Origin of the sequence: Herbidospora cretacea (assembly GCF_001570605.1) — a bacterium.
Taxonomy (GTDB): domain Bacteria; phylum Actinomycetota; class Actinomycetes; order Streptosporangiales; family Streptosporangiaceae; genus Herbidospora; species Herbidospora cretacea.
Genome location: NZ_BBXG01000026.1, coordinates 79,740 through 104,000 on the forward strand (window position 1 = coordinate 79,740; position 24,261 = coordinate 104,000).

At 71.6% G+C, this 24,261-nt stretch carries 17 protein-coding genes; 8 read left to right on the forward strand and 9 right to left on the reverse strand.

Going from position 1 to position 24,261, the window contains the following annotated elements:
* Nucleotides 1–6 precede the first annotated feature (6 nt).
* Nucleotides 7–1,581: a dolichyl-phosphate-mannose--protein mannosyltransferase gene (locus tag AW270_RS34210; RefSeq protein ID WP_245675002.1), complete on the forward strand. Its 1,575-nt coding sequence runs from the start codon at nt 7–9 to the stop codon at nt 1,579–1,581.
* Nucleotides 1,582–1,584: 3 nt separating this feature from the next.
* On the opposite strand, the gene AW270_RS34215 is transcribed toward AW270_RS34210, so the two are convergent.
* Both AW270_RS34215 and AW270_RS34220 read right to left on the reverse strand, forming a co-directional pair.
* Entirely contained in the window at nt 1,585–2,043 is a 459-nt protein-coding gene (locus AW270_RS34215) for a hypothetical protein (RefSeq protein ID WP_061300277.1), read from the reverse strand.
* A gap of 55 nt (nt 2,044–2,098) precedes the next feature.
* Entirely contained in the window at nt 2,099–3,349 is a 1,251-nt protein-coding gene (locus tag AW270_RS34220) for a S8 family peptidase (protein ID WP_061300278.1), read from the reverse strand.
* Between the two features lie 95 nt (nt 3,350–3,444).
* On the opposite strand from AW270_RS34220, the gene AW270_RS34225 reads away from it, so the two are divergent.
* A complete protein-coding gene (locus AW270_RS34225) occupies nt 3,445–6,069 on the forward strand; it encodes a CHAT domain-containing protein (protein ID WP_061300279.1) in 2,625 nt (874 codons plus the stop codon).
* A gap of 260 nt (nt 6,070–6,329) precedes the next feature.
* Entirely contained in the window at nt 6,330–6,821 is a 492-nt protein-coding gene (gene ybaK / locus AW270_RS34230; RefSeq protein WP_061300280.1) for a Cys-tRNA(Pro) deacylase, read from the forward strand.
* Here ybaK and AW270_RS34235 read toward each other — a convergent pair.
* Both AW270_RS34235 and AW270_RS34240 read right to left on the reverse strand, forming a co-directional pair.
* The gene (locus AW270_RS34235; RefSeq protein ID WP_061300281.1) at nt 6,818–7,681 is read right to left on the reverse strand and encodes a hypothetical protein; all 864 of its coding nucleotides are present in this window, start codon (nt 7,679–7,681) and stop codon (nt 6,818–6,820) included. The two genes, ybaK and AW270_RS34235, sit on opposite strands and share 4 nt — an antisense overlap.
* A 94-nt stretch (nt 7,682–7,775) precedes the next feature.
* Nucleotides 7,776–8,531, reverse strand: coding sequence for an SDR family oxidoreductase (locus AW270_RS34240; protein WP_061300314.1), 756 nt, complete (start codon nt 8,529–8,531; stop codon nt 7,776–7,778).
* Between the two features lie 102 nt (nt 8,532–8,633).
* Between AW270_RS34240 and AW270_RS34245 the strand changes: the two genes are divergently transcribed.
* Complete coding sequence (locus tag AW270_RS34245) at nt 8,634–9,470, forward strand: helix-turn-helix transcriptional regulator (RefSeq protein ID WP_061300282.1); 837 nt, start codon at nt 8,634–8,636, stop codon at nt 9,468–9,470.
* On the opposite strand, the gene AW270_RS41620 is transcribed toward AW270_RS34245, so the two are convergent.
* Nucleotides 9,467–10,330: an SEC-C domain-containing protein gene (locus AW270_RS41620; RefSeq protein ID WP_061300283.1), complete on the reverse strand. Its 864-nt coding sequence runs from the start codon at nt 10,328–10,330 to the stop codon at nt 9,467–9,469. The two genes, AW270_RS34245 and AW270_RS41620, sit on opposite strands and share 4 nt — an antisense overlap.
* 152 nt (nt 10,331–10,482) lie before the next feature.
* Here AW270_RS41620 and AW270_RS34255 point away from each other — a divergent pair, with 152 nt between their 5' ends.
* Nucleotides 10,483–11,877 (forward strand): amidase, encoded by a 1,395-nt coding sequence (locus AW270_RS34255; protein ID WP_061300284.1) that lies wholly within the window; start codon nt 10,483–10,485, stop codon nt 11,875–11,877.
* Here the strand turns inward: AW270_RS34255 and AW270_RS34260 are convergent.
* Nucleotides 11,828–12,331, reverse strand: coding sequence for a hypothetical protein (locus AW270_RS34260; RefSeq protein ID WP_157523057.1), 504 nt, complete (start codon nt 12,329–12,331; stop codon nt 11,828–11,830). The genes AW270_RS34255 and AW270_RS34260 overlap by 50 nt on opposite strands.
* Nucleotides 12,332–12,384: 53 nt before the next feature.
* On the opposite strand from AW270_RS34260, the gene murA reads away from it, so the two are divergent.
* The gene (murA, locus tag AW270_RS34265; protein ID WP_061300286.1) at nt 12,385–13,692 is read left to right on the forward strand and encodes a UDP-N-acetylglucosamine 1-carboxyvinyltransferase; all 1,308 of its coding nucleotides are present in this window, start codon (nt 12,385–12,387) and stop codon (nt 13,690–13,692) included.
* A 52-nt stretch (nt 13,693–13,744) separates the two neighbouring features.
* Here the strand turns inward: murA and AW270_RS34270 are convergent, their stop codons facing one another.
* Both AW270_RS34270 and dnaE read right to left on the reverse strand, forming a co-directional pair.
* Nucleotides 13,745–15,964 carry a transglycosylase domain-containing protein gene (locus tag AW270_RS34270; RefSeq protein ID WP_063819444.1) on the reverse strand — a complete coding sequence of 740 codons (2,220 nt, stop codon included), beginning with the start codon at nt 15,962–15,964 and terminating at the stop codon, nt 13,745–13,747.
* Between the two features lie 63 nt (nt 15,965–16,027).
* Nucleotides 16,028–19,549 (reverse strand): DNA polymerase III subunit alpha, encoded by a 3,522-nt coding sequence (gene dnaE / locus AW270_RS34275; RefSeq protein ID WP_061300287.1) that lies wholly within the window; start codon nt 19,547–19,549, stop codon nt 16,028–16,030.
* Nucleotides 19,550–19,645: 96 nt separating this feature from the next.
* Between dnaE and AW270_RS34280 the strand changes: the two genes are divergently transcribed.
* Nucleotides 19,646–21,040, forward strand: a complete 1,395-nt coding sequence (locus AW270_RS34280) for an amino acid permease (RefSeq protein WP_061300288.1) — start codon at nt 19,646–19,648, stop codon at nt 21,038–21,040.
* On the opposite strand, the gene AW270_RS42230 is transcribed toward AW270_RS34280, so the two are convergent.
* Entirely contained in the window at nt 20,982–21,752 is a 771-nt protein-coding gene (locus AW270_RS42230; protein ID WP_157523063.1) for a chorismate mutase, read from the reverse strand. The two genes, AW270_RS34280 and AW270_RS42230, sit on opposite strands and share 59 nt — an antisense overlap.
* Before the next feature lie 85 nt (nt 21,753–21,837).
* Between AW270_RS42230 and AW270_RS41960 the strand changes: the two genes are divergently transcribed.
* The gene (locus AW270_RS41960; protein WP_082802055.1) at nt 21,838–24,255 is read left to right on the forward strand and encodes a serine/threonine-protein kinase; all 2,418 of its coding nucleotides are present in this window, start codon (nt 21,838–21,840) and stop codon (nt 24,253–24,255) included.
* The last annotated feature ends 6 nt before the right edge of the window (nt 24,256–24,261 follow it).

A 24,261-nucleotide genomic window follows, 5' to 3' on the forward strand; every position in this document is an offset into this window, starting at 1 on the left:
ACCCGGGTGACCACCATCTCCCCGCCCCTCCCGGCTCCGGCACGCGACCGGCTCGTGCCGCCGCAGCCCGGCAGCGCGCTGTGGGGATGGCTCGGGCCGCTGATCGTGACGGTGTTCGGGGGGATCCTGCGGTTCTGGCACCTCGGCAGGCCCCACGAGGTGATGTTCGACGAGACCTACTACGCCAAGGAAGCGCTGTCGCTGCTGCGCTTCGGCGTGGAGACCAAGAGCGTCGAGAAGCCCGACGTCCCGCTGCTGGCCGGGGGCGACGGGGTGTTCCAGACCTGCGCGAGGGTCGCCGACTGCGCCGACTACGTGGTCCACCCGCCGCTGGGCAAGTGGACGATCGCGCTCGGCGAGTGGATGTGGGGCGTCGACCCGTTCGGCTGGCGCTTCACGGCGGCCGTGGCCGGGACGCTGTCGATCCTCGTGCTGGCCCGCACGGCCCGCCGGATGACCCGGTCGACGCTGCTGGGCTGCTTCGCCGGGCTGCTGCTGGCGGTCGACGGCATGCACCTGGTCATGTCGCGGGCCGCGCTGCTCGACATCTTCCTGTCGTTCTGGCTGGTGGCGGCGTTCGCCTGCCTGGTCACCGACCGCGACCACATGCGGGCCAAGCTGGCCGGATGGCACGCGCGGGCGATCCCCGGCGACCTGGGGCCCTCGCTCGGGTGGCGGCCGTGGCGGCTGCTGGCCGGGGTCTGCCTGGGGGCGGCCACGGCGACCAAGTGGACGGGCGCGTTCTTCCTGATCGCCTTCCTGATCCTGTCGCTGCTCTGGGACGCGGGGGCGCGGCGGTCGATCGGGCTGCGCAGGCCGTACCAGGGGAGCTTCAAAAAGGACCTTCCGCTCGGCGTGGCCTGGTTGTGGGCGGTTCCGGTGATGCTCTATCTGGTGTCGTACACGGGATGGTTCGCGAGCGAGCGGGGCTGGGGGCGCAACTGGGCGCAGGCGACCGACCACGGATGGGCGTTCTTCGTCTTCGACTCGATCAGGTCGCTGGTCCGCTACCAGTTGCAGGCGCTGTCGTTCCACACCGGGCTGGCCTCGGGGCACAGTTACGCCACCGAGCCGTGGCAGTGGCCGCTGCAGTTCCGGCCGGTGCTGCTCCACTACAGCTCGCCGAAGGGGTGCGGGGCCGACTCGTGCTCGTCGGCGATCTACGCGGCGGGCACCCCGATCCTGTGGTTCGCGGCGCTGGCGGCGATGGTCGCGATGCTGTCGTGGTACACCGCGACGCGCGACTGGCGGGCGGGCGCGGTGCTGCTCGGCTACGCCGCCGGCTGGCTCCCCTGGTTCTACTACGCCATCGTCGACAACCGGACGATGTACCAGTTCTACGCGCTGCCGATGGTGCCGTTCATGATCCTGGCGCTGACCCTGGTCGCCGGGCTGGCCCTCGGGAAACGGGACGCGAGCCCGGCGCGCCGGTCGCGGGGCGCGGTCGCCGTCGGCGTGTTCACGCTGCTGGTGCTGGCCAACTTCGCCTGGCTGCAGCCGATCCTGACCGGCGACACGATCACCTACGACGGCTGGCGGTCGCGCCTGCTCTACTCGTCGTGGGTGCCGCCCCAGAAGTAGCGGTCAGCCCAGGGTGATCGGGCTGGTCACCACGTTGACCCCCGCGGCCCCCGCGCCCCGGAAGTGGAGCCGGAACCGGCCGCGCGGGATCGGGCGGATGGTGAACCCGCCCACCTCGTCGACCGGGACGCCGGGACCGGGCCCGGCGCCGGTGACGACGTGGATCTCCCCCTCGACCGGCGGGTCGAACTGGCCCTGGAGCGCGTCGCCGGTCACGCCGAGCTCGATCAGCAGCCCCGAACCGGTCTGGAACGCCAGGTCGCGCAGCGCGGCCACCTCCTCGGCCCGCACCAGCGGCCCCGGCGCGCCGGCCTCGGCGGAGTCGTAGCTGAGCTCGGCCAGCTCGGCGTCGACCAGCCGCCAGGTGTAGATCGCCCTGCCCATCTCGACCAGCCCGGGAGGCGCCGCGTCGGCGGCCCGCAGCACCGCCGCGAGCTCCTCCATGAGGGCGTCGTCACGCATGGCCGTCTCCTCCCTCGTGCCATGAGGGGCCGCAGGCGGGCGGCCCGTCTGGACACTACAGGCTGAGCTCGGCGAGGACCTCGTCGGCCGCGTCGGCGACGATCAGCTCGGCGGCCACGCGGGGGGAGATCTCCTGGGCGGCCGCGCGGGCGGCGATCTCGCCGACCACGGCCGCGCAGGCGAAGGAGGTGCCGCTCCAGGTGGCGTACCCGGCGAACTCCTGTTTGTCCTCCACCTCCACGACGCCGTTCAGGTTCCGCTCGTACGTCTCCACCTCGCCCGACAGGTAGGTGCTGGTCACCGCGAGGCCGTCGGCCAGCACGTTGACCCACGGGACCTTCGGGCTGAACTCGGCGTCCCGGGCGCCCACGGCGATCACGTCGGCGCAGGCGGCCGGCCAGACCGGCGTGACCTCGGTGATCCCCGCTCCCCTGCGGTTCTGCGAGGGCCTGCCGTGGTTCCCGGCCGCCGCGACCAGCACGATCGACGGCGCGAGCCGCTGCACCGCCCGCTCCAGCACGGTCGGCGGCCGGTTGTCGTGGGTGGTGCAGCCGAACGACATGTTGATCACGCGCACGTCCGTCTTGAGGAACTCCACCATGGCCTTGGCCACGGCCCACGAGGAGACCTCGACGCCCCTGTTGTCGAGGATCGACCGCATGACGAGGACCGCGTTCGGGGCGTGCTTGAGGATGATCCCGGCGACGAAGGTGGCGTGGCCGACCGGCGCGGGGTGCGGGGCCGTCCCGGTGTAGATGTCGGCGGCCGAGGCGAGGAAGCGGCCCTCCAGGTCGGGGTGGGGCACGATCTTGGAGTCGAGGATGCCGACGTGGACGCCGGTGCCCGGCGCGGTCAGGCGGGCCAGGTCGGCGTGGACGGCCGGGTGGAGCTCGTCGGGACGGCCGCCGCCCGTGTAGGGCGAGCCCTGGACGCCGTCGAGCAGCCGGTTCTTGGCCATCGGGGGCGACCAGCCGTCGTACTTCTCCTCGAAGGAGGTGCGGAGGGCGTACAGGACCAGATCGAGGGCCGGGATCGGGTCGGCGGGGTCGTAGTGGCCCTCCCGGGACCGGCGCACGCCCGTCAGATAGCCGTCGACCAGGGCCTGCTCGATGGCGGCCAGCTGGGGAAGCTCGCAGAGGACCAGGCCGAGCTCGGGGCTGGCGTCGAGCTCCCGCCAGGTGTGGCCGGTCAGCTCGGTGAGGCTCTGCTGGACGAGCGTCCGGTAGCGCAGGTCGACCACGAGCTGGTCGACCTTCCAGGCCTCGGTGTCGCTGCGGAACACGCCGCCCGAGTCGGTGAAAGGCATGGGATCTCCCTCGCAGATGTGCTCTTCCGATTGAAGAGCGGGCACTCACCGGTTTGATACATCCCCGGCGGAAATCGGATGAGAAACTGCGACGGGTGACGACCACCCAGGACCCGGCCCGGGCCGCTCTCATGCTCGCCGAGGCCGATCCGGGCCGCGCGGTCGAGGTCGCCGCGTCGGTCGCCGCCACGGCCAGGGACCACCACGACCTGGTCGCGCTGTCGCGCGCCGAACGGGCGCTCGGCATCGCCGCCGTCCACCTCGACGACCTGGCGACGGCGGCGCGGCACCTGCGGGCGGCCATCCGGACCGCCGGGCGGGCGGGCTCCTTCGAGCTGGCGGCCGAGGCGCGCATCCGGATGGCGTTCGTGACCAGCATGCGCGGGCGGCCCCGGCAGGCCCTCGCCGACCTGGAGGCGCTGCTCCCCCGCCTGCACGGCGAGCTCCGGGGCCGGGCCGAGGCCCAGCGGGCCGCGATCTTCAACCACCTGGGGCGGCACGCCGACGCGCTGGCGTCCTACCGCCAGGCCATCCCGGTGCTGCGGCGAGCCCAGGACCACGTCTGGCTCCAGCGGGTGCTCTCCAACCGCGGGATCGTGTACGGCTACCGCCAGGAGTTCGCCCTGGCCGAGGCCGACTTCCACGAGGCCGAGGAGCTGTGCGCCGATCTCGGGCTGGACCTGTCGCTCGCGGTGGTGCGGCTGAACCTGGGATGGGTGCGGGGGGTGCGCGGCGACGTGCCGGGGGCGCTGCGCTATCTCGACCTGGCCGAGACGCGCTTCCGCGAGCTGGGCACCCACCAGCTCGGATGGCTGCTGAGCGACCGCTCCGAGCTGCTGCTGTCGGTGGGGCTGACCGCCGAGGCGCGGGCCGCCGCCGAGGAGGCGGTCGGCGAACTGCGGCGGCGCAGGCGCGCGATCGTCCTCCCGGAGGTGCGTCTCCTGCTCGCCCGCACCGCCACCCTCGACGGCGACCACGAGCGGGCGGTCGAGGCGGCCCGCCGGGCGGCCCGCGAGTTCGGCGCCCAGCAGCGGCCGGAGTGGCGGGTGCTGGCCTCCTTCGTGGTGCTGCAGTCGCGCCTGGCGGCGGGGCATCCGGGGGTGACGGCGGCCCGCTTCGAGACGGTCGCCAGGGAGCTGCTGGACGCGGGCTGGACCGCCGCGTCGGTGGAGGCCCGGCTCCTGGGGGCCCGCCTGGCGATGGCCCCGGGATCGGACACCCGGACCGCGCTCGACCTGCTGTCCGTCGCGGCCGGGTTCCGGCAGCGGGGGCCGGCGCTGCTCCGGGTGCGGGGCTGGCAGGCCGAGGCCTTGCGCCGGTTGGCCGTCGGGGACGCGGCCGGCGCCTCGGCGGCGGTGCGGCGGGGGATCCGGGTGCTGGACGAGCATCGGGCCGCGCTCGGGGCGACCGACCTTCGGGCCCATTCGGCCGGGTTCCGGGTCGAGCTGGCCGAGCTCGGGCTGCGGATGGCCCTCGACCGGGGCGGTCCGGCGCACGTGCTCGGGTGGGCCGAGCAGGGGCGGGCCAGCCACCTGCTGATGCGCAGGGTCCGGCCGCCCGACGACCCTTGGCTGGCCGAGAAGCTGACCGAGCTGCGCGCGGTGGCCACCGACGCGCGGACGTCCCGCGATCCCGCCGTCACGGACCGGCAGGCGCTGCTGGAGCGCCACATCCGCGACTACGTCCGGGCCCAGGCCGGAGTGCCCCACGGCCCGGAGGCCCGGCGGGACGCCGGGGTGATCCGGGCACTGGCCCCTCTGCTGGCCGATCGGGCGCTGGTCGAGTTCGTGCTGCTCGACGGGGTGTTGCACGCCGTCACCGTGATCGGCGGCCGGGCCCGCCTCACCAACCTGGGAGCGGTGGGACCGGTGCGGGATCTGATCGAGCGGGTGCCGTTCGCGCTGCGGCGGCTGTCCCGGTCGGGCGACACGCGGGGCGGTTCTTCGGCGGCGGCCCGGATGCTGCGGCACGCCGCCGCCCGGCTCGACGCGCTGCTGCTGGCGCCGCTGGGTCTGGGCGACCGGCCACTGGTGATCGTGCCGACCGGGCCGTTGCAGGGGCTCCCCTGGCCGGTGCTGCCGTCGTGCGAGGGGCGTCCGGTGGCGGTCTCGCCGTCGGCCGCGTTGTGGCGGGCCGCGGTCTCCCGGACCCGCTCCGGGGAGGGCGGACGGGTGGTGGTGGCCGCCGGGCCGGGTCTGCCGGACGCGGCGGCGGAGGTGGCCGAGGTCGCCGCCATCCATCGGACCGTGCCCGTCGAGGGCGGCGCAGTGGAGATCCTGGCCGCGCTCGACGGCGCGCGGCTGGCCCATCTGGCCGCCCACGGCCGGGTGAACACGGCCAACCCGCTCTTCTCCTCACTGCACCTGGCCGACGGCCCCCTGACGGTCTACGACCTCGAACGCCTCCGCACCCCGCCGGAGCTGGTCGTGCTGGCCGCGTGTGAGAGCGGCCGGTCGGTGGTGCGGGCGGGCGACGAACTCCTCGGCCTCAGCACGACCTTCCTGTCACTGGGGACGCGGTGCGTGGTCGCGTCGATGGTGCCGGTGCCGGACGCCCGTACCCGGCCCCTGATGACCGCCCTCCACGAACGGCTCTCCGCGGGAGTGCCCGCCGCCACCGCGCTGGCCGAGACCCAGCGGGAGGCGGGCGACGACACCACGGCGGCCGGCTTCGTCTGCATCGGCGCCGACATCGCCGGACACCGTTCAGGCGGCATGTGAGTACTCGTGGCGGGCCCCGCTTGGTGGGCGGGTGGGCGGAGCCGTAACGGAAGAAGGGCTTTGACGAGCGAAGCGAGAGCAGCCCGAGCGAAGCGAGGCTCCACCAGGGAGCGCGAGGGGCGGAGCCCTTCGCCCGGAGCGGCAGCGACTCGGAGCGAAAGCGACGTAGGGACCGCGAAAGCGGGCCGGGGGGAGCGTGAGGGGGCGTGGCCCCCTGACAGCGGGGGGTTCGGGGGGTCGTCTCCCCGTAATCTAGGCGGGTGGCGAAGACGAAAGGCGGGCAGGGAACCCCCGCGACGGTGGCGCTGACCAAGGCCGGCGCCGAGTTCACCCTCCACCCCTACGAGCACGACGCGAACGCGCAGGCCTACGGCGAGGAGGCGGCCGACGCGCTCGGCGTGCCCCACGAGCGGATCTTCAAGACCCTCGTCGCCGAGACCGAGGGCGGCCTGGCGGTCGCGGTGGTGCCGGTGGCCGGGAAGCTCGACCTCAAGGCGTTCGCGGCGGCGCTCAAGGGCAAGAAGGCCGCGATGGCCGAGGCGGCCAAGGTCGAGCGGGTGACGGGTTACGTGGTGGGCGGGATCAGCCCGCTCGGCCAGCGCCGGGCGCTGCCGACCGTGGTCGACGCGTCCGCGCTGGCCTTCGAGACGATCTACTTCTCGGCAGGTCGCCGGGGGCTCCAGATCGAGACGGCCCCGTCGAACCTCGTGACGCTCACGGGCGCCGTCACCGCGGAGATCGCCAAGCTCTAGCCGGTCTCCTCGACCAGCGTCCCGCAGGTGAAGTCGGCCTCGCGCTCGGGGTCGAGCTGCACCTGCGTGAGGACCGCCGACTCCATGGGACGGCGGATCGTCTCCATCTTGTCGCAGTCGTAGATCAGGTAGGTGCCCTCGCGCTCGCCGAGGAGCATCATCCAGCGGCCGTCGTAGAGGGGGGTGCCCTTCTCCTTGTCCTCCAGGATCGCCCACTGGTCCTGGAAGCCGACGGTGCTGAGCAGGAAGTTCGCCTGACCGGTCTCGCGCATGTCCTGCGCCGCCGAGGCCAGGTTCAGGATGAGCAGGAAGCCCAGTCCGAGGCCGGTCAGGGCGCCGATGAGCACCTTCAGCCCGGCCCGGCCGACGGGCCTGCGGCGCAGCAGCTGGAAGGGCACCAGGAAGGTCACCAGGCCCAGGCCGACGGCGATGACGACCATGACCGTCAGGTCGAGGTCGGCGAAGAAGTTGTAGAAGCCCCAGTAGGTCGCCCCGCACCACAGCGCGGCGATCAGCCCGGCCACCCACGGCCGCGACCTGATCCAGGCCACCGCGCGCCCGGCCGCGCCGAAGGTCACGACGTTCACCAGCCAGCCGAGCCCGACGAGCAGGCCGATCAGCGGGATGCCGAGCAGCACCACCAGCACGAGAGTGCTCATGAGGCGGCTGAACAGGACCGACTGGTCGATGCCGGCCTGCTGGGGGTTGATGCCGAAGGTGGCGTAGATCTCCTCGACGCCGAGGTAGAGCACGGCGTACAGGGCGACGCCGATCGGGAGGATGACCGAGGCGATGCGTTCGAGCAGGCTGATGACGCTGCCGCGATCGTCGTTCTCCTCGGTCTGCCGTATAACCGGCATATCCCGATTTCTATTTTCGTCTAGTGGAATATCTTGATCGATCACGGTCAAGGAGGGTACTGAACACTGACTTCCCGGGTGACTGAAACTTCAATTATTTGTTCGCGTGCGGGTCTGTGGCGTTGAGCACAGTCACGACGTGGTCGTAGTCCCCTCGCTGGACGGCCTCGCGCAGGAACTTCACCCGCTCGACGAGGATCTCCTTGGCGTCGGGCTGCGACTCCAGGAGCGCGACGGTCTCGGCGACGAACTCGTCCAGGGGCATGGCCCGCTCGTTGTCGCGCTGGCCGGGCATCAGGTCGGTCTGGACCGACGGCGGGACCAGCTCGACGACCCGGACGTCCGGGTACTGGAGGCGGATCGACTCGCTGAGCATGTGGATGGCCGCCTTCGAGGCGTTGTAGCTCGGCGTGACCTTCAGGGGGACGAAGGCCAGGCCGGAGGAGACGGTGATGATCGTGGCGTCCTTCCGGCTCCGCAGGTGCTCGATGAACGCGGCGATCAGCCGGATCGGCCCGAGGACGTTGGTCGTGATGACCGTCTCGGCCGTGGCCAGGAAGTCGCCGGGCCGGGTCCAGTCCTCGGCCCGCATGATCCCGGCCATGGTCATCAGCACGTTCAGGTCGGGATACCGCCGCAGCACGTCCCGGGCGGCCTGCTCGATGCTCGCCGCGTCGGCGGTGTCGACGCGGACGGTGCCGAACCCCTCGGCCGCCAGCTCGCCGAGCAGCTCGGTCCGGCGTCCGCCCACGACGACGGTGTTGCCCTTCTCACGCAGGGCCCTGGCCAGGGCCAGGCCGATGCCGCTCGTGGCGCCGGGGATGAAGATCGTGTTTCCGGAGATGTCCATGTCCTCCACCCTTCCCCCGGGTCCTGCACGGGTGCAGAGACCGCTTGTCGGGGGATCGGCGGTCCCTGGTTGGCGGCCGGGCCCCTGCGTAGGTTGGGGTACGTGGACCGCTCAGCGCTCGCCGACTTCCTCCGCCGCCACCGGGAGGCCCTGCGCCCCCAGGACGTGGGCCTGCCCGAGGGCGCCCGCCGCCGGGCGCCGGGGCTGCGGCGCGAGGAGGTGGCCGTCCTGGCGCTGATGTCGACCGACTACTACACCCGGCTCGAACAGCGCCGCGGCCCGCAGCCGAGCGAGCAGATGCTCGCCGCCCTGGCCCGCGCGCTGCGGCTGACCGGCGACGAGCGCGACTACCTCTTCCGGGTGGCCGGCCGCACCGCCCCGGAGATCCTGACGGCCCCCACCCACGTCGCGCCCGCGCTGCTGCGCGTCCTCGACCGCCTCGACGACACCCCGGCGCTGATCCTGTCGAACCTGGGCGAGACGCTCGTGGCCAACCGGATGGCCCAGGCGCTGCTCGGCGACCGCTCCCACCACACCGGGCTCGCCCGCAGCGAGGTCTACCGCTGGTTCACCGACCCGGAGGAGGAGCGCCGCCTCTACCCCGACGACGACCGCCCCCGCCAGAGCCGGGCCATGGTGGCGAACCTGCGGGCGGCGTACGCGGCGATGGGCCCGAAGTCCCGCGCGGGCGAGCTGGTCAGGGCCCTCCAGAAGGCCAGCCCCGAGTTCACCGAGCTCTGGGACCGCCACGAGGTGGCCCGCCGGTTCGAGGACCACAAGATCCTCATCCATCCCCAGCTCGGCCCGATCGAGCTCGACTGCCAGGTCCTGTTCACCGAGGACCAGTCACAGACGCTGCTGGTGCTGACCGCTCCCCCGCGCAGCGAGGGCGACGAGAAGCTCAAGCTCCTGGCTGTCGTGGGCAGCGAGCGCTTCTAGACCGGCGAGCCGCAGCACTTCTTGTACTTGCGCTCCGACCCGCACCAGCACCCGTCGTTGCGGCCGGGCGGCCAGGCGACATCGCCCGCCGGGTCGGCCAGCGCGACCAGGGCCAGGCGCTCCTCCTCCGAAGGGGGCGCGCCCTCCTCCAGCCGGACGACGGCGACCCTGGTCTCCAGGTCGGCCTTCCTGAACCGGGCCTCCAGCGCCTGGAGGTCGTCGCCGGGCGCGTAGGGCAGCCGCACGGTCGGCTTCTTCTCGATCACCGGCTGGGTCGCCCTGGGCGGGGCCGGTTCGGCCTCGACGTGGGCCTCGACCCGGCCGGACAGCGGGCCGGGACCGCCGAAGCGGCGGCGCAGCAGGTCGAGGTAGCGGACCGTCGCGGGCGGGCGGCCCAGGTCGAGCGCCAGCTTCAGCCCCTCGTCGAGCAGGTCGGCGGCGAAGGCGGGGTCGAACGGCCCGGCGATCATCGCGGCGGCCGGGTAGAACTCCTCGTCGCGCTCGCCCTCCGGCAGGCGGGCGAGCTCGGTCCGCCGGGTGCGCAGCAGCCGCAGCGCCGTCGCGGCGTCGCCGAGCTGGCCGTGGAGCTCGGCCATCGGGGTGCGCAGCGGGCCGCTCAGGGCGGGCTCGACGCCGATGAGGTCGTGGAGGAGGTCGAGGGTGTCCTGCTCCCAGCCGTCGAGCGTGTAGTCGTCGATGAGCTCGACGACGTAGGCGGGGATCCGCCGGTCGCCCCGGGCCCTGGGGTCCATCAGGGCGTCGGCGAGGAGTTCCCAGGCGGCGCGTTCCTCACCCCGGTCGTAGGCGCGCTCCAGCGCGGCGTCGAGGTCGAGAGGGCCGAAGAGATGGTCCGGAAGCACCAGGGCACCCTACCGAGGGTGTAGGCGAGGTTCACCTTCCCGGAGGACGAAACGGGCATACCGCCGGGCGTAGCGTGGAACCAATGGTCGGCGGCGGCGCGGGGGCCCGCCGTCCGGCCGCTCGTACATGCCGCTCGTATATGGTGACGCCGGTGACGGAACTGCACTATCTCACCGCGTCGGAGACCTCGGCCCTGCTGCGCGCGAGGGAGATCAGCGCGGCCGAGGTCACCCAGGCCCATCTCGACCGCATCGAGGCGGTCAATCCCCAGGTCAACGCCATCGTGACGGTCACCGCCGAGCGGGCCCTCGACCGGGCGCGGGAGCTCGACGGCGGGCCGTGGCAGGGGCCGCTCCACGGTCTCCCGGTCGCCCACAAGGACCTGGTGTCGACCAAGGGGGTCCGGACCACGTTCGGGTCGAAGATCTTCGCCGACCACGTGCCGACCACCGACGACCTGGTGGTCAGGCGGGTCCGCGACGCCGGCGGCGTGATGATCGGCAAGACCAACACCCCCGAGTTCGGCACCGGCTCCCACACCGTCAACGAGGTCTTCGGCGCCACCCGCAACCCCTACGACCTGACCAAGTCGGCGGGCGGGTCGAGCGGCGGCGCGGCGGCGGCCCTGGCGACGGGGATGACCCCGCTGGCAGACGGCTCGGACATGGGCGGCTCGCTGCGCAACCCGGCGTCGTTCTGCAACGTCGCGGGCCTGCGCCCGACGCCCGGCCGGGTGCCGTCGAAGTCGACGACCGCCGCGTGGTTCACGCTGGGGGTGTCGGGGCCGATGGCGCGGACCGTACAGGACCTGGCGCTGTTCCTGACCGCCGTCGCGGGCCCCGACCCGAGCTCCCCGCTGTCGATCCAGCAGGACCCGGCGATCTTCGGGGGTTCCCTGGAGACCGACGTGAGCGGGCTGCGGATCGCCTGGTCGCCCACGCTCGGCGGGCTGCCCGTCGACCGGGAGACCGCCAGGGTCACCGCCCAGGCGGCGGAGGCCTTCCAGCGGCTCGGTGCGACCGTCGAGCACGCCGACCTCAACCTGGCGGGGGCCGACGAGGCGTTCCGCACCTACCGGGCGTGGTGGTACGCCGCCCACTACGACGACCTGGAGGGCGTCGGCGAGAACGTGCGCTGGAACGTCGAGCGCGGGCGCGAGGTCACCGGCGCCGACCTGGCCAGGGCCGAGAAGCTGCGCAGCCGCCTCTGGCACCGCGTCACCGGCTTCTTCGGCACCTGGGACTACCTGATCGCGCCGGTCAGCCAGGTCCCGCCGTTTCCGGTCGAGGACCCCTTCGTCCGCGAGGTCGACGGAATCGCGATGCCCGACTACCTGGCGTGGATGCGCTCCTGCTACCTGATCAGCGTGCTCGGCGTGCCGGCCCTGTCGGTGCCGTGCGGCTTCACCGCCGACGGGCTGCCCGTGGGCGTGCAGATCATCGGCCGCCCCTGGGACGACCTCGGAGTGCTCCGGGTCGGCCACGCGTTCGAGCAGGTCACAAAGGCAGGGGCGGTCCGTCCTCCGCTTTCCGCTCCCGGTAGGTGACGGCGAACTCGCGCGCCCAGAACACCCCGGCCGCGAGGACCGCCCAGAACACCAGCACGCCCTTGGCCGTCACCCCGATGAGGTCCCGGGTCGCGAACTCGCCCGCCGACGTCGCGGCCCGGACGATCTCGCCCCCCATGGACGCCCCGATGAGATAGGCCAGGAACGACCCGGCCAGGCCGCCGGCCCCGAGCCCGAGCACGATCGGCAGCCCGTCGTCACCCGCCCGCCGGTAGGCGACCAGCCCGGCCACCAGCCCCAGCGTCGCGGTGATCAGGGCGAAATATCCGTCGGCCGCGATGAGCGCCTGGGTGTTGGGGTCGGCCACCCGCCACACGCCCTCGTAGAGGACGTATCGGGTGCGTGGCGCCAGGGCCGACCACAGGAATCCCGCGGGCACGCCCAGCACCGCCAGGATCAGGACCGTCCCACCGAAGTACTTCACAGGCCGCACCGTCCCGATGGTACCTACCTAGACCAGGGCAGCCACGCCGTTAGCATTGGCGGGTGAACGAACAAGCGTGGCTCATCGAACCCTCCGGCCCGCTGCGGGGGGACGTCGAGGTCCGAGGGTCCAAGAACGCCGTATCCAAGCACATGGTCGCGGCCATGCTCGGCGACGGCCCGAGCACCCTCCACAACGCCCCCGAGGTCGGCGAGGTCCACCTGACCGCCGCCATGCTGGAGGCACTGGGCATCCACGTCGAGATCGGCGACGGCGAGATCGTCATCGAGCGCGGCGCCGTGATCGAGCCGAGGGTCCCGGAGAAGTACACCGGGCTCAACCGCATCCCGATCCTGATGCTCGGCCCGCTCCTCCACCTGGCCGGCGAGGCGTTCGTGCCGATGGTCGGCGGCGACCCGATCGGCCGCCGCCCGGTCAACTTCCACCTCGAGGCGCTGCGCCAGATGGGCGCGGAGATCATCGAGGACGAGAGCGGCATCACCGCCAAGGCCTCCCGCCTCCACGGCACCCGCATCACGCTCCCCTACCCGAGCGTCGGCGCGACCGAGACCATCCTGATGACCGCCGTCCTGGCCGAGGGCAAGACGGTCATCAAGGGCGCGGCCATGGAGCCCGAGGTCGTCGAGCTCGCGCTGTTCCTCCAGCGCATGGGCGCGATGATCGAGCTGTCCCCCGACCGCCGCATCGTCATCGAGGGCGTCGAGAAGCTGCGCGGCGCGGCGACCTGGCTGGCCGGCGACCGCATCGAGGCCTTCTCCTACCTGGTGGCGGGCCTGGTCACCGGCGGCGAGGTGCGCGTCCACGGCTGCCCGCAGGACCGGCTCGTCACGGCGATCACGACGCTGGCCCGCATGGGCGCGCGGTTCGACATCACCGACGACTGGCTGACCGCCTCGGCCCCCGACGGCCTGCGCGCCGCGGCCGTGCAGACCGACACCCACCCCGGCTTCATGACCGACTGGCAGACGCCGCTCATGGTCCTGTTCACCCGGGCCGAGGGCATGTCGGTTCTTCACGAGACGGTCTTCGAGAACCGTCTGGTGTACGTCCCGGCGCTCCAGAAGATGGGCTGTGAGATCGAGGTCTTCGCCCAGTGCCTCGGCGGCCCGGCCTGCCGCTACCACGACACCAACGCCAAGCACTCGGCGGTCGTGCGCGGCGTGTCCAAGCTGCGCGGCGCCGACGTGACCCTGCCCGACATCCGGGCGGGCTTCTCGGCGGTGCTGGCGGCGGCGGTGGCCGAGGGCACCTCCACGCTGCGCGGCGTCAACCACATCGAGCGCGGCTACCACCACCCGTTCGACCAGTTCACCTCGCTCGGCCTGAAGATCAGCCGAACCGACGTCTAGCCCGGCGCGGCGGCCGTGACCTGCCCGGGGTCACGGCCACCGGTCGCGGCCGTCAGTCGCGGCGGCGCCTACCCTCGCCCTCCCGGCGGGGGTCGCCCCGGTAGTAGTCCTCGTCCTCCGGGTAGAGGTTGCCGTTCTCGTCCTCGTACCAGTACTCGTACTCGACGCGGCGGCCCCGCTCGGCGTCCATGGCCTCGCGGAGGCCGGGGGTGAACCCGCCGCCGAAGCGGCTCTTGTCGGGCGCGGTGAAGTCGTCGGCCGGGGTGTCGCGCAGGGCGGCCTGCATCGAGTCGACCCAGATCGGCCCCGGCAGCGACGCGCCCTGGACCGACCCGTAGGTCTGGTCGCCGATCTTCACCCCGTTCAGGGGATATTTGTACGACCCCCGGATGTCCCCCACGCTCACCGCCGCGGCCAGGTTCGGGGTCCACCCGGCGAACCACGCCGACGTGTAGTTGTTGTTGGTGCCCGTCTTCCCGGCGGCGGGCCGCCCGATCGACTGGCCCTTCATGGTCCCCTGCGTGAACACCCCCGAGAGCACCTCGTTGACCGCGTCGGCGACCCCCGCGTCGACGGTGGCCGAGCAGCTGCCGGGGATCTCCACCCGCCGCCCGTCACGCTCCACGATCTCGGTGATGGCCATCGGCTTGCAGTACTTGCCGCGCGCCCCGAACGTCGCGATGGCCGCCGCCACCGTCACCGGGTCCATCTCGTTGACCCCGAGCGTGAAGGTCGGCACCTCCGACAGCTTGCCGCCGTCGGCCCGCCGGATGCCCAGCGCCTTGGCGGTCCGGACGACCTCGCAGAGCCCGACCTCCTTCTCCAGCATCATGAAGAAGATGTTGGACGACTTCCACGTCCCCAGCTCCAGGCTGTAGGGGCCGCCCGAGCCCTCGCCGGAGGCGTTGTAGATCTTCGCGTTCGGGTCGTTGACCGCCTTCCCGCTGCAGTCGGTGAAGCCCGACGACGGCACGAACACCCCGGGCGTGTTGAAGCCCTGGCCGAACCGCCAGCCCTTGGCCAGCGCGGTCGCCAGTGTGAAGATCTTGAAGGTCGAACCGGCCTGGAAGCCCATGCCGCCGCCGTGGGCGGTGTCGGCGGGCAGGTTGAACGTGGTGTTGGGGCCGGTCACCTTGCCGCCGGGGTTGCTGCCGTAGCGCTTGCTGGCCGCCAGCGCCCGGATCCGGCCGGTGCCGGGCTCGACCATGGCCTCGGCGGCCACCTCGGTGTCCTCGGCCGCGACGCGCCGCTGGATGGCCTTGTCGGCGGCCTCCTGGGCGGTGGCGTCGAGCGTGGTCTTCAGGGTCAGGCCGCCGCGCTGGAGCCGCCGCTCCCGGTCGAGGCGGGAGTGGCCGAAGGCGGGGTTGGCGAGGATCTCGTGCTGGACGTACACGCAGAAGAAGGGGTAGGCCGACTCGGCGCAGCCGCCGGGCTCCGACCGCATGTTGAGGCCGAGACCCTGCGCCTTCGCGGCGGCGGCCTCGGCCGGGGTGATCTTGCCGAGCTCGGCCATCCGGTCGAGCACCAGGTCGCGCCGCTGCTGGAGCTTCTCCCGCTGCTCCTCGCCGCGCGCCGGGTCGGTCGAGTAGGGCGTCCGGACGGCCCCCGCCAGCGCGGCGGCCTGGCCCAGCGTCAGGTCCTTGGCAGGCACCCCGAAGAACCGGCGGGCGGCGGCCTGGACGCCGAACGCGCCGCCGCCGAAGTAGGCGATGTTGAGGTAGCGCTCCAGGATCTGGTCCTTGGAGTACTTCTCCTCCAGGGCCAGCGCGTAGCGCATCTCGGCGAACTTGCGGCGCAGGCTCCGCACCTGGGCCGAGTCGCGTTCCTTCTCCGACTCGGCCCGGTTGACCAGGATGTTCTTCACCAGCTGCTGGGTCAGCGACGAGCCGCCCTGCCGGATCCCGCCCGCCTGGGTGTTGGCGATCAGCGCCCGGATCGTGCCCCGCACGTCGAGGCCCGCGTGTTCGTAGAAGCGGGCGTCCTCGATGGCGACGATCGCCTCGCGCATCGGCTTGGAGACCTCGTCGATGCTGACCGACTGGCGGTTCTGGGAGTAGAACTGGGCGAACTGGCGGCCGTCCTTGTCGACCAGCCGGGTCACCTCGGGCAGCGGGTCCTCGCGCGGCGGGGGCGGCAGTTTGGTGACCATCCCGGCCGCCGTGTTGCCCGCCACCCCGCCTCCGGCGACGATCGGCGCGACCAGCGCCGCCGCCAGGACTCCGCCGAGCGCACCGCACACCGCCAGACCGCCGGCAGTCGTGAGCCGCGTCATGCCGTTCCCCCCTGCTCGGTTCTGGACAGGGGGAATCCAGCGTCAACCTAACACAGAGTAACGCTACGCTCCCAGACAGGCAGGCCCGAGGAGCTGTTTGAGGTCGCCCATCAGGGCCGGGCTCGGGGTCACCCGCAGCCGGTCGTCGAGGCGCATCACGGTCGTGCGGGGGCCGTTGTGGACCTGAAGGTGCACCTCGGTCGTGCCGGGATGGGTGGTGAGGACCTCTTTCAGGCGGCCGACGACCGGCGGGGTGACCCGGGCCATGGCCAGGCTGACGACCAGGGGGCCGCCCGACTCGACGGTGAGGTCGGGCTGGGTGACCTCCATCGCGATGATCTTGGCGACGTCCTCGCGCTTGTCGATGCGCCCCTTCACGAAGACGATCGCGTCCTCGGCCAGGATCGTGGCGCAGAGCTGGTAGGCCGACGGGAAGATCATCACCTCGATCGAGCCGCCGAGGTCCTCCAGCTGGGTGAGGACCCAGGTGTCGCCCTTCTTGGTGACCTTGCGCTGCACGCCGCTGAGGATGCCGCCGACCGTGACGATCTGGCCGTCGGGCCGGGAGTCGTCCTGGAGGGCGGTGATCGAGCAGTCGGCGCCGCTCGACAGGATGTGCTCCACGCCGAGGAGCGGGTGGTCGGAGACGTAGAGGCCGAGCATCTCCCGCTCGAACTGCAGGACGGTGTTCTTGTCCCACTCGCCCTCGGGGATGGTCACGTCGAAGGTCTGGTCCTCGCCGCCGTCGACCGCGCCGAACAGCGAGTCCTGCCCGATGGCCTCGTTCTTCTTGATGTCGATGATCGCGTCGACGGCCTGCTCGTGGATCATCACCAGGCCCTTGCGGACGTGGCCCATCGAGTCGTACGCCCCCGCCTTGATCAGCGACTCGATGACCCGCTTGTTGCAGACCTGGGCCGGGACCTTGCGCAGGAAGTCCTTGAAGTCGGTGAAGCGGCCCTTCTCCTTGCGGGCGGCGATGATGCCGTCGACGACGTTGCCGCCGACGTTGCGGATCGCCGACAGGCCGAACCGGATGTCGGCGCCGCGCGGGGTGAAGTCGAAGTCGGAGTCGCTGACGTCGGGCGGCAGCACCTTGATGCCCATGTGGCGGCACTCGTTGAGGTAGAGGGCCGACTTGTCCTTGTCGTCCTTCACGCTCGTGAGCAGGGCGGCCATGTACTCGGCGCGGTAGTTGGCCTTGAGGTAGGCCGTCCAGTAGGAGACCAGGCCGTATCCGGCGGTGTGGGCCTTGTTGAAGGCGTAGTCGGAGAAGGGCAGCAGGATGTCCCAGAGGGCCTTGATGGCCTCCTTGGAGTAGCCGTTGTCCTTCATGCCCTTCTCGAAGAACTCGTACTGCTTGTCGAGTTCCGATTTCTTCTTCTTGCCCATCGCGCGGCGGAGCAGGTCGGCGCCGCCGAGCGAGTAGCCGGCGACCTTCTGGGCGATGGCCATGACCTGCTCCTGGTAGACGATCAGGCCGTAGGTCGTGGAGAGGATCTCCTTCAGGGGCTCTTCGAGCTCCGGGTGGATCGGCGTCATCTCCTGCTGCTTGTTCTTGCGCAGCGCGTAGTTGGTGTGGGAGTTGGCGCCCATCGGGCCGGGGCGGTAGAGCGCGAGGGCGGCGGAGATGTCCTCGAAGTTGTCGGGGCGCATCAGCCGCAGGAGGGTCCGCATGCCGCCGCCGTCGAGCTGGAAGATGCCGAGGGTGTCGCCCCGGGCCAGCAGCTCGTAGGTCTTGGCGTCGTCGAGGGGCAGGTCGAGCAGCTCGATGGCCTTGCCGGTGTTGAGCTCGACCATCTTGAGGCAGTCGTCGATGATCGTCAGGTTGCGCAGGCCGAGGAAGTCCATCTTCAGCAGGCCGAGCGTCTCGCAGGTCGGATAGTCGAACTGCGTGATGATCGCGCCGTCGGAGTCGCGGCGCATGATCGGGATGTAGTCGGTGATCACCTCGGACGACATGATCACGCCGGCGGCGTGGACGCCGGTCTGCCGGATCAGGCCCTCCAGGCCGCGCCCCAGATCGATGGTCGACTTGACGTCGACGTCTTCTTCGTAGAGTTTGCGCAGCTCACCGGCCTCGTTGTAGCGCGGGTGGTCGCTGTCGAAGATGCCCGAGAGCGGGATGTCCTTGCCCATCACGGCGGGCGGGAACGCCTTGGAGACCTTGTCGCCGAGCGCGTAGGGGTAGCCGAGGACGCGGCCGGCGTCCTTCACGGCCGCTTTCGCCTTGATCGTGCCGAAGGTGGCGATCATGGCGACCTTGTCGGAGCCCCACTTCTCGGTGACGTAGCGGATCACGTCGGCGCGCCTGCGCTCGTCGAAGTCGATGTCGACGTCGGGCATGGAGACGCGCTCGGGGTTGAGGAACCGCTCGAAGTAGAGGCCGAACGGGATCGGGTCGAGGTCGGTGATGCCCAGCGAGTAGGCGACCAGCGAGCCCGCCGCCGAACCACGGCCGGGGCCGACCCGGATGCCGTTGTTCTTGGCCCACATGATGAAGTCGGCGACCACGAGGAAGTAGCTCGGGAAGCCCATCTGGACGATGACGCGCAGCTCGTTCTCGACCCAGGCGCGGTGTTCCTCGTCGACGCCGTTCGGGAAGCGGCGGTGCATGCCCTTCCACACTTCCTGGCGGAAGAACTCCTCCTCCGTCATCCCCTCGGGGATCGGGAAGGTCGGCATCAGGTTCTTGTGCTGGAAGAACCCGGTCGGGTCGACCTTCTCGGCCACCAGCAGGGTGTTGCGGCACCCTTCCTGCCACAGGTCGGAGGAGTCGACGGCGCGCATCTCGTCGGCGGTCTTGATGTAGTAGCCGCTGCCGTCGAACCGGAACCGGCCGGGGTCGGAGAGCTGCTTGCCGGTCTGGATGCACAGCAGGGCGTCGTGGGACTGGGCGTCGGACTCGTAGGTGTAGTGGGAGTCGTTGGTGACGACCGGCGGGATGTTCAGCTCTTTGGAGATGCGGGTCAGCCCGTCGCGGACGCGGCGCTCGATGTCGAGACCGTGGTCCATGATCTCCAGGAAGTAGTTGTCCTTGCCGAACAGGTCCTGGAACTTGGCCGCCGCCTTGACGGCCTCGTCGTACTGGCCGAGGCGCAGGCGGGTCTGCACCTCGCCCGAGGGGCAGCCGGTGGTGGCCATCAGGCCCTCGGAGTGTTCGGCCAGGATCTCGGCGTCCATCCGGGCCCACTTGCGGTGGAAACCCTCGGTGTAGGCGCGCGAGGAGAGCTTCATCAGGTTGTGGAGGCCGGTGCGGTTCTTCGCCCAGATCGTCATGTGGGTGTAGAAGCCGCCCGCCGAGACGTCGTCGCTCTTCTGGTGGGGCTCGCCCCACAGCACCGGCTTCTTGTTGAAGCGGGCGTCGGGGGCGATGTAGGCCTCGATGCCGATGATCGGCTTCACCCCGGCGCCGGTCGCCTGCCGGTAGAACTCGAAGGCGCCGTGCATGTTGCCGTGGTCGGTGATGGCGATGGCGGGCATCTCCTGCTCGCCCACCAGTTTGAACATCTGCTTCAACCGGGCCGCACCGTCGAGCATCGAATACTCGGTGTGGACGTGCAGATGCACAAACGAATCGCCCATGGGACCCCCATCTTCCGACCGACGGATGTAGAGCCTACGCCTGATCACCACCCCGCCGGACTACGGTCGCGGAAGAGATCTTTCCGGGGGGAAAAGGTGGAGAAAGCCAACCTTGACGAGGGGTATTCACACGCCCTCGGCAAGCGCCAGGTCCAGATGATCGCGATCGGCGGCGCCATCGGCGTCGGCCTGTTCCTGGGCTCCGGAGGCCGCTTCGCCGCCGCCGGTCCGGCCCTGGTGATCTCCTACGCGGTCGCCGGGATCGCCGCGTTCTTCGTGATGCGGGCCCTGGGCGAGCTGGTCAGCTACCGGCCCACCTCCGGGTCGTTCGTCTCCTACGCCACCGAGTTCGTCGGCCCCTGGGCCGGGTTCGCCAGCGGGTGGATGTACTGGGTCAACTGGGCCGCCACGGGCATCGCCGAGCTGACCGCCATCGCGATCTACGTGCACCTGTGGGCGCCCGACTTCCCGCGCTGGCTCACCGCGCTGATCGCGCTGGGGGTCGTGCTGGTCGTGAACCTGGCGTCGGTGAAGGCGTTCGGCGAGCTGGAGTTCTGGTTCGCGCTGCTCAAGGTGGTCGCGATCGTGGCCTTCCTGATCGTGGGCCTCTACCTGGTGATCTTCTCGGTCCAGGGGGCCACGCCCGCCAACCTGGTCTCCCACGGCGGGTTCTTCCCGCTCGGGTTCGGGCCGGTGTTCATGAGCCTCCAGGCGGTGGTGTTCGCGTACGCCGCCATCGAGCTCGTCGGCATCGCGGCCGGCGAGACCAAGGACCCCGACAAGGTGCTCCCCAAGGCCGTCAACAGCGTCATCTGGCGCATCGCGATCTTCTACGTGGGATCGGTACTGCTGCTCGGGATGGTGCTCCCGTGGACGTCGTACGGCCCCGGCGAGTCACCCTTCGTGACGGTGTTCACCCAGCTCGGGGCGCCGTGGGCGGGTGACGTGATGAACCTGATCGTGATCACGGCGGCGCTGTCGTCGTGCAACTCGGGGCTCTACTCGACCGGGCGCATCCTGCGGTCGATGGGCCAGCGCGGCGAGGCCCCCCGGTTCACCAGGAACCTGAGCTCCCGGCACGTGCCGGTGGGCGGGATCCTCATGACGGCCTCCGTCTACGTGATCGGGGTGGCGGTCTACTCGTACATCCCCGAAAGGGCCTTCACCATCGCCGTGGCGATCTCCTCCCTCGGGACGATCACCACGTGGGGCACGCTCATCTACTGCCAGATGCGGCTGCGCCGCGCCTGGACGCGCGGTGAGCTGCCCAAGCCGGCGTTCCTGATGCCTGGCACGCCCTACACCAACTGGGCGACCCTGGCGTTCCTGGCCCTGGTGGTGGTCCTGATGCCGTTCGCCGACGAGGACCAGCGGCTGGCGTTCTACCTGATCCCGTTCCTGGCGGGCGGGATCTGGGGCGGCTGGCGGCTGGTCAGCGTGCGGCGCGCGCCGGCCACTCACGTTCAGCAGCGTGTAGTCCCGCCTCAATGACCGCGGCCATGATCGGCCGCAGGCCCGGCTCGCCCAGGCGCGGCGCCCGCTGCGCCATCGCGGCCACCACCTTGCGCTCCCGCTCGGGGTCGCGCCCGGCGAACCCGCCGACCGGTTTGAGCCGCTGAATCGCGCCGGCCAGTTCGGCCCGGCGCTCCAGGATCACCGCCAGCGCGGCGTCGGCCCGGTCGATGGCCGCGCGGGCCTGGGGCAGGTCCTCCGGCGCCTCCGGGCGCACGACGGCCCCGATCAGCCGGGCGTCCTCCACGGCGGTGTCGACGACGTCGGCGGGCGCGTCGGGAGCGAGCAGCAGCCCGTCGGCCCCCGCCGCGACGGCGGCCCCGGCGAGCACGGCGTCCTTCCCCAGGTCGACGATCACCGGCCGCCCCGACTCCGCCTTGGCGGCCTTGAGCAGGGCCAGGTCGGGCACCGCCTCGCAGAGCACCACGGCCGGGTTCCCCTCGGCCTCACAGCGGTCGGCGGCGGTCAGCCACTCCATCAGGGACGCCTCGGGCGGCCTGCGCAGGATGACGGGCAGGGCGAGGCGGGCGGCGGCGCGGACGAGCGTCATGTCGTCGACCACGACCGCGACGGCCGGGCCGGCGATCGCGTCGAGATCGACCGATGGTGACAACTCGACGAGCAGCGGACCCCCGAGGACCGCGACGGGCCGCCCTTCTCCGATGGTCAGATCCGCGATCCGTACGGACATGTCGTGAGATTACCAGGGCAGTACTGCTCGCGTTTGATCCCTTTGCCATCCATGGGACGATTCATGGGTTCTGGAAGGGGTGGGGATGACGAACGCGGAAGGCCGACTCGTCGGGGGCCGGTACCACTTGATAGAACCCATCGGCCGCGGCGGGATGGGCATCGTGTGGCGGGCCCATGACGAGCTGCTCGACCGCGCCGTCGCGGTGAAGGAGGTCCGCTACGACAGCGCGATGGGCGACGAGCTCCCCGAGCTGAACCGCCGGACCATGCGGGAGGCGCGCGCCGCCGGGCGGCTGACCCACCCCAACGTGGTGGTCGTCCACGACGTGATCGAGGAGGACGGGCGGCCCTGGATCATCATGCAGCTCGTCGAGTCGCGGTCGCTCGGGCAGGTGATCCGGCAGGACGGGCCGCTGACGCCGAAGCGGGCGACGGAGATCGGGCTGCAGATCCTCGACGCGCTCCGGGCCGCCCACGCGCAGGGCGTGTTACACCGGGACGTGAAGCCCGAGAACGTGCTGCTCGCCGACGACGGGCGGGTCGTGCTGACCGACTTCGGCATCGCGCGGGTCGAGACCGACTCGACGATGACCCGCACCGGCCTGGTGGGGACCCCCGCCTTCATCGCGCCCGAGCGGCTGCGCGGCGGGCCCGCCCAGCGGGAGTCCGACCTGTGGTCGCTCGGCGCGACGCTCTACGCCGCCGTCGAGGGCCGCCCGCCACACGACAAGGGCATGGCGATGGCGACCATGCACGCCGTCCTGACCGAGCCGCCCGACCCCGCCCGCAACGCCGGGCCGCTGCGTCCGGTGCTGGACCGCCTCCTGGAGAAGGACCCGGCGACCCGGCCCGGCTACGACGAGACCGCCCGGCTGCTGCGCCGCGCGGCCACCGACCCGCCCGCGCCCCGGCCGGTCGACGTCTCGGGCTGGCCCTCCCCTCCGTCGCCGCCCCGCGCCGGGCGCGCCGCCAACGGCGTGCCCAAGCCGGGGTCGGTCCCGCAGGACTCCTTCGCCGACACCGACCCGGACCTGCCGACCACGCCCACCAAACACCCCAAAGGCGAGAAATCCGGTTCCGCACGCCCGGGGGAAGGCCCGGCCAAACCCTCCCCGGCCAAGGCGTCCCCGTCGACCGGCGCCTCCGCGCCGGGCCCGCACACCGGCGACTCGATCCCGGCCCAGCGCCCCGCCAAGCCCGACGCCAAGCCCGACGCCAAGCCCGACGCCAAGCCCGACGCCAAGCCCGACGCCAAGCCTGACCCGAAGCCCGAGGCGAAGCCCGCCGGCGCGAAGAAGGACGGCAAGCCCGAGGCCGCCGGAGTGGCCGCCGCGGCCTCCGAGGCCGAAGGCGAGGCCAAGGAGGCCAGGCCCGAGGTGCCACGTCAGGCCTCCGAGCCCGACCCCGTCCGTGAGTTCGCGCAGGAGGACGGGGCCGAGTCCCGCAAGGAAGCGCACCCCGAGCCCAAGAGCCCCCCGAAGCCCGCCAGCCGCCGCCCGCCGAGCGCCCCTTACGGCGGCGCGGGCGTGCGTCCGGGCGCCGGCCGTCCCGCCGAGGCTCCCCGGCCGAGCGAGCCCGCCCCGGCGGCCCGCCCGAGCGGCGCCGCCCGTCCGGAGGCGGCGGCGGTCCCGGCCGCCCTCTACGCCGACGAGCCCGGCCACACCCGGTTCGGCGAGCAGGCCTCCGTGCCGCTCCCGGAGCCCAGCCGCCAGGCCTGGGCCACCGTCGACATCCCCGAGCGCAGGAACGGCCTGATCAAGGCGGCGCTGATCGCCGTCCCGGTCCTCCTCGTGGGCGGCATCGCCCTGTGGCTCGGCATGAAGGAGGCCGGCAACCCGTCCGGCACCGCCGCGACGGTCAAGCCCCCGGCCGCCTCCGCCGACGCCGACCCGTCGGGCACGTCGTCGGGCGAGCCGTCTGAGGGGACGTCGGGTGAGCCGTCTGAGGGGGCGAGCGGCGGCGAGGAGTCGGACAAGCCGTCCGCGACCCCGTCGGATGACGAGGAGAAGGAGCCGAAGCCCTCCGAGTCCCCCTCCAAGGAGGAGGAAGAGGAGGACGCGCTCCCCAAGGGCTGGAAGATGTACAAGCACAAGTCAGGCTTCTCCATCGCCCTGCCGCCGAAATGGAAGTACGACTACACGGACAGCCGGGGCTCCTTCTTCCGCGGCCCGCTCGAAGGCGCCTACCTCCAGATCGGCTCCACCAGCACGCCGCGTGACGACGCGCTCGCCGACTGGAAGAACCAGGAAGCCACCTCGGTCCGCTACAGCTTCCCGGGCTACAAGCGGCTCAGCATGAAGAAGGTCGACTACTTCCGCGACGCCGCCGACTGGGAGTTCACCTTCACCACTGACGGCTTCAAGGGCCACATCCTCAACCGCGGATTCGTTGTCGACGACAAGCACGGCTACGCGATCCTGTGGAAGACCCGCGACAAGGACTGGGACAAGTACCGGCACTACTTCGACAACTTCGCCAAGACCTTCGAACCCGACAAGTAACCCCCT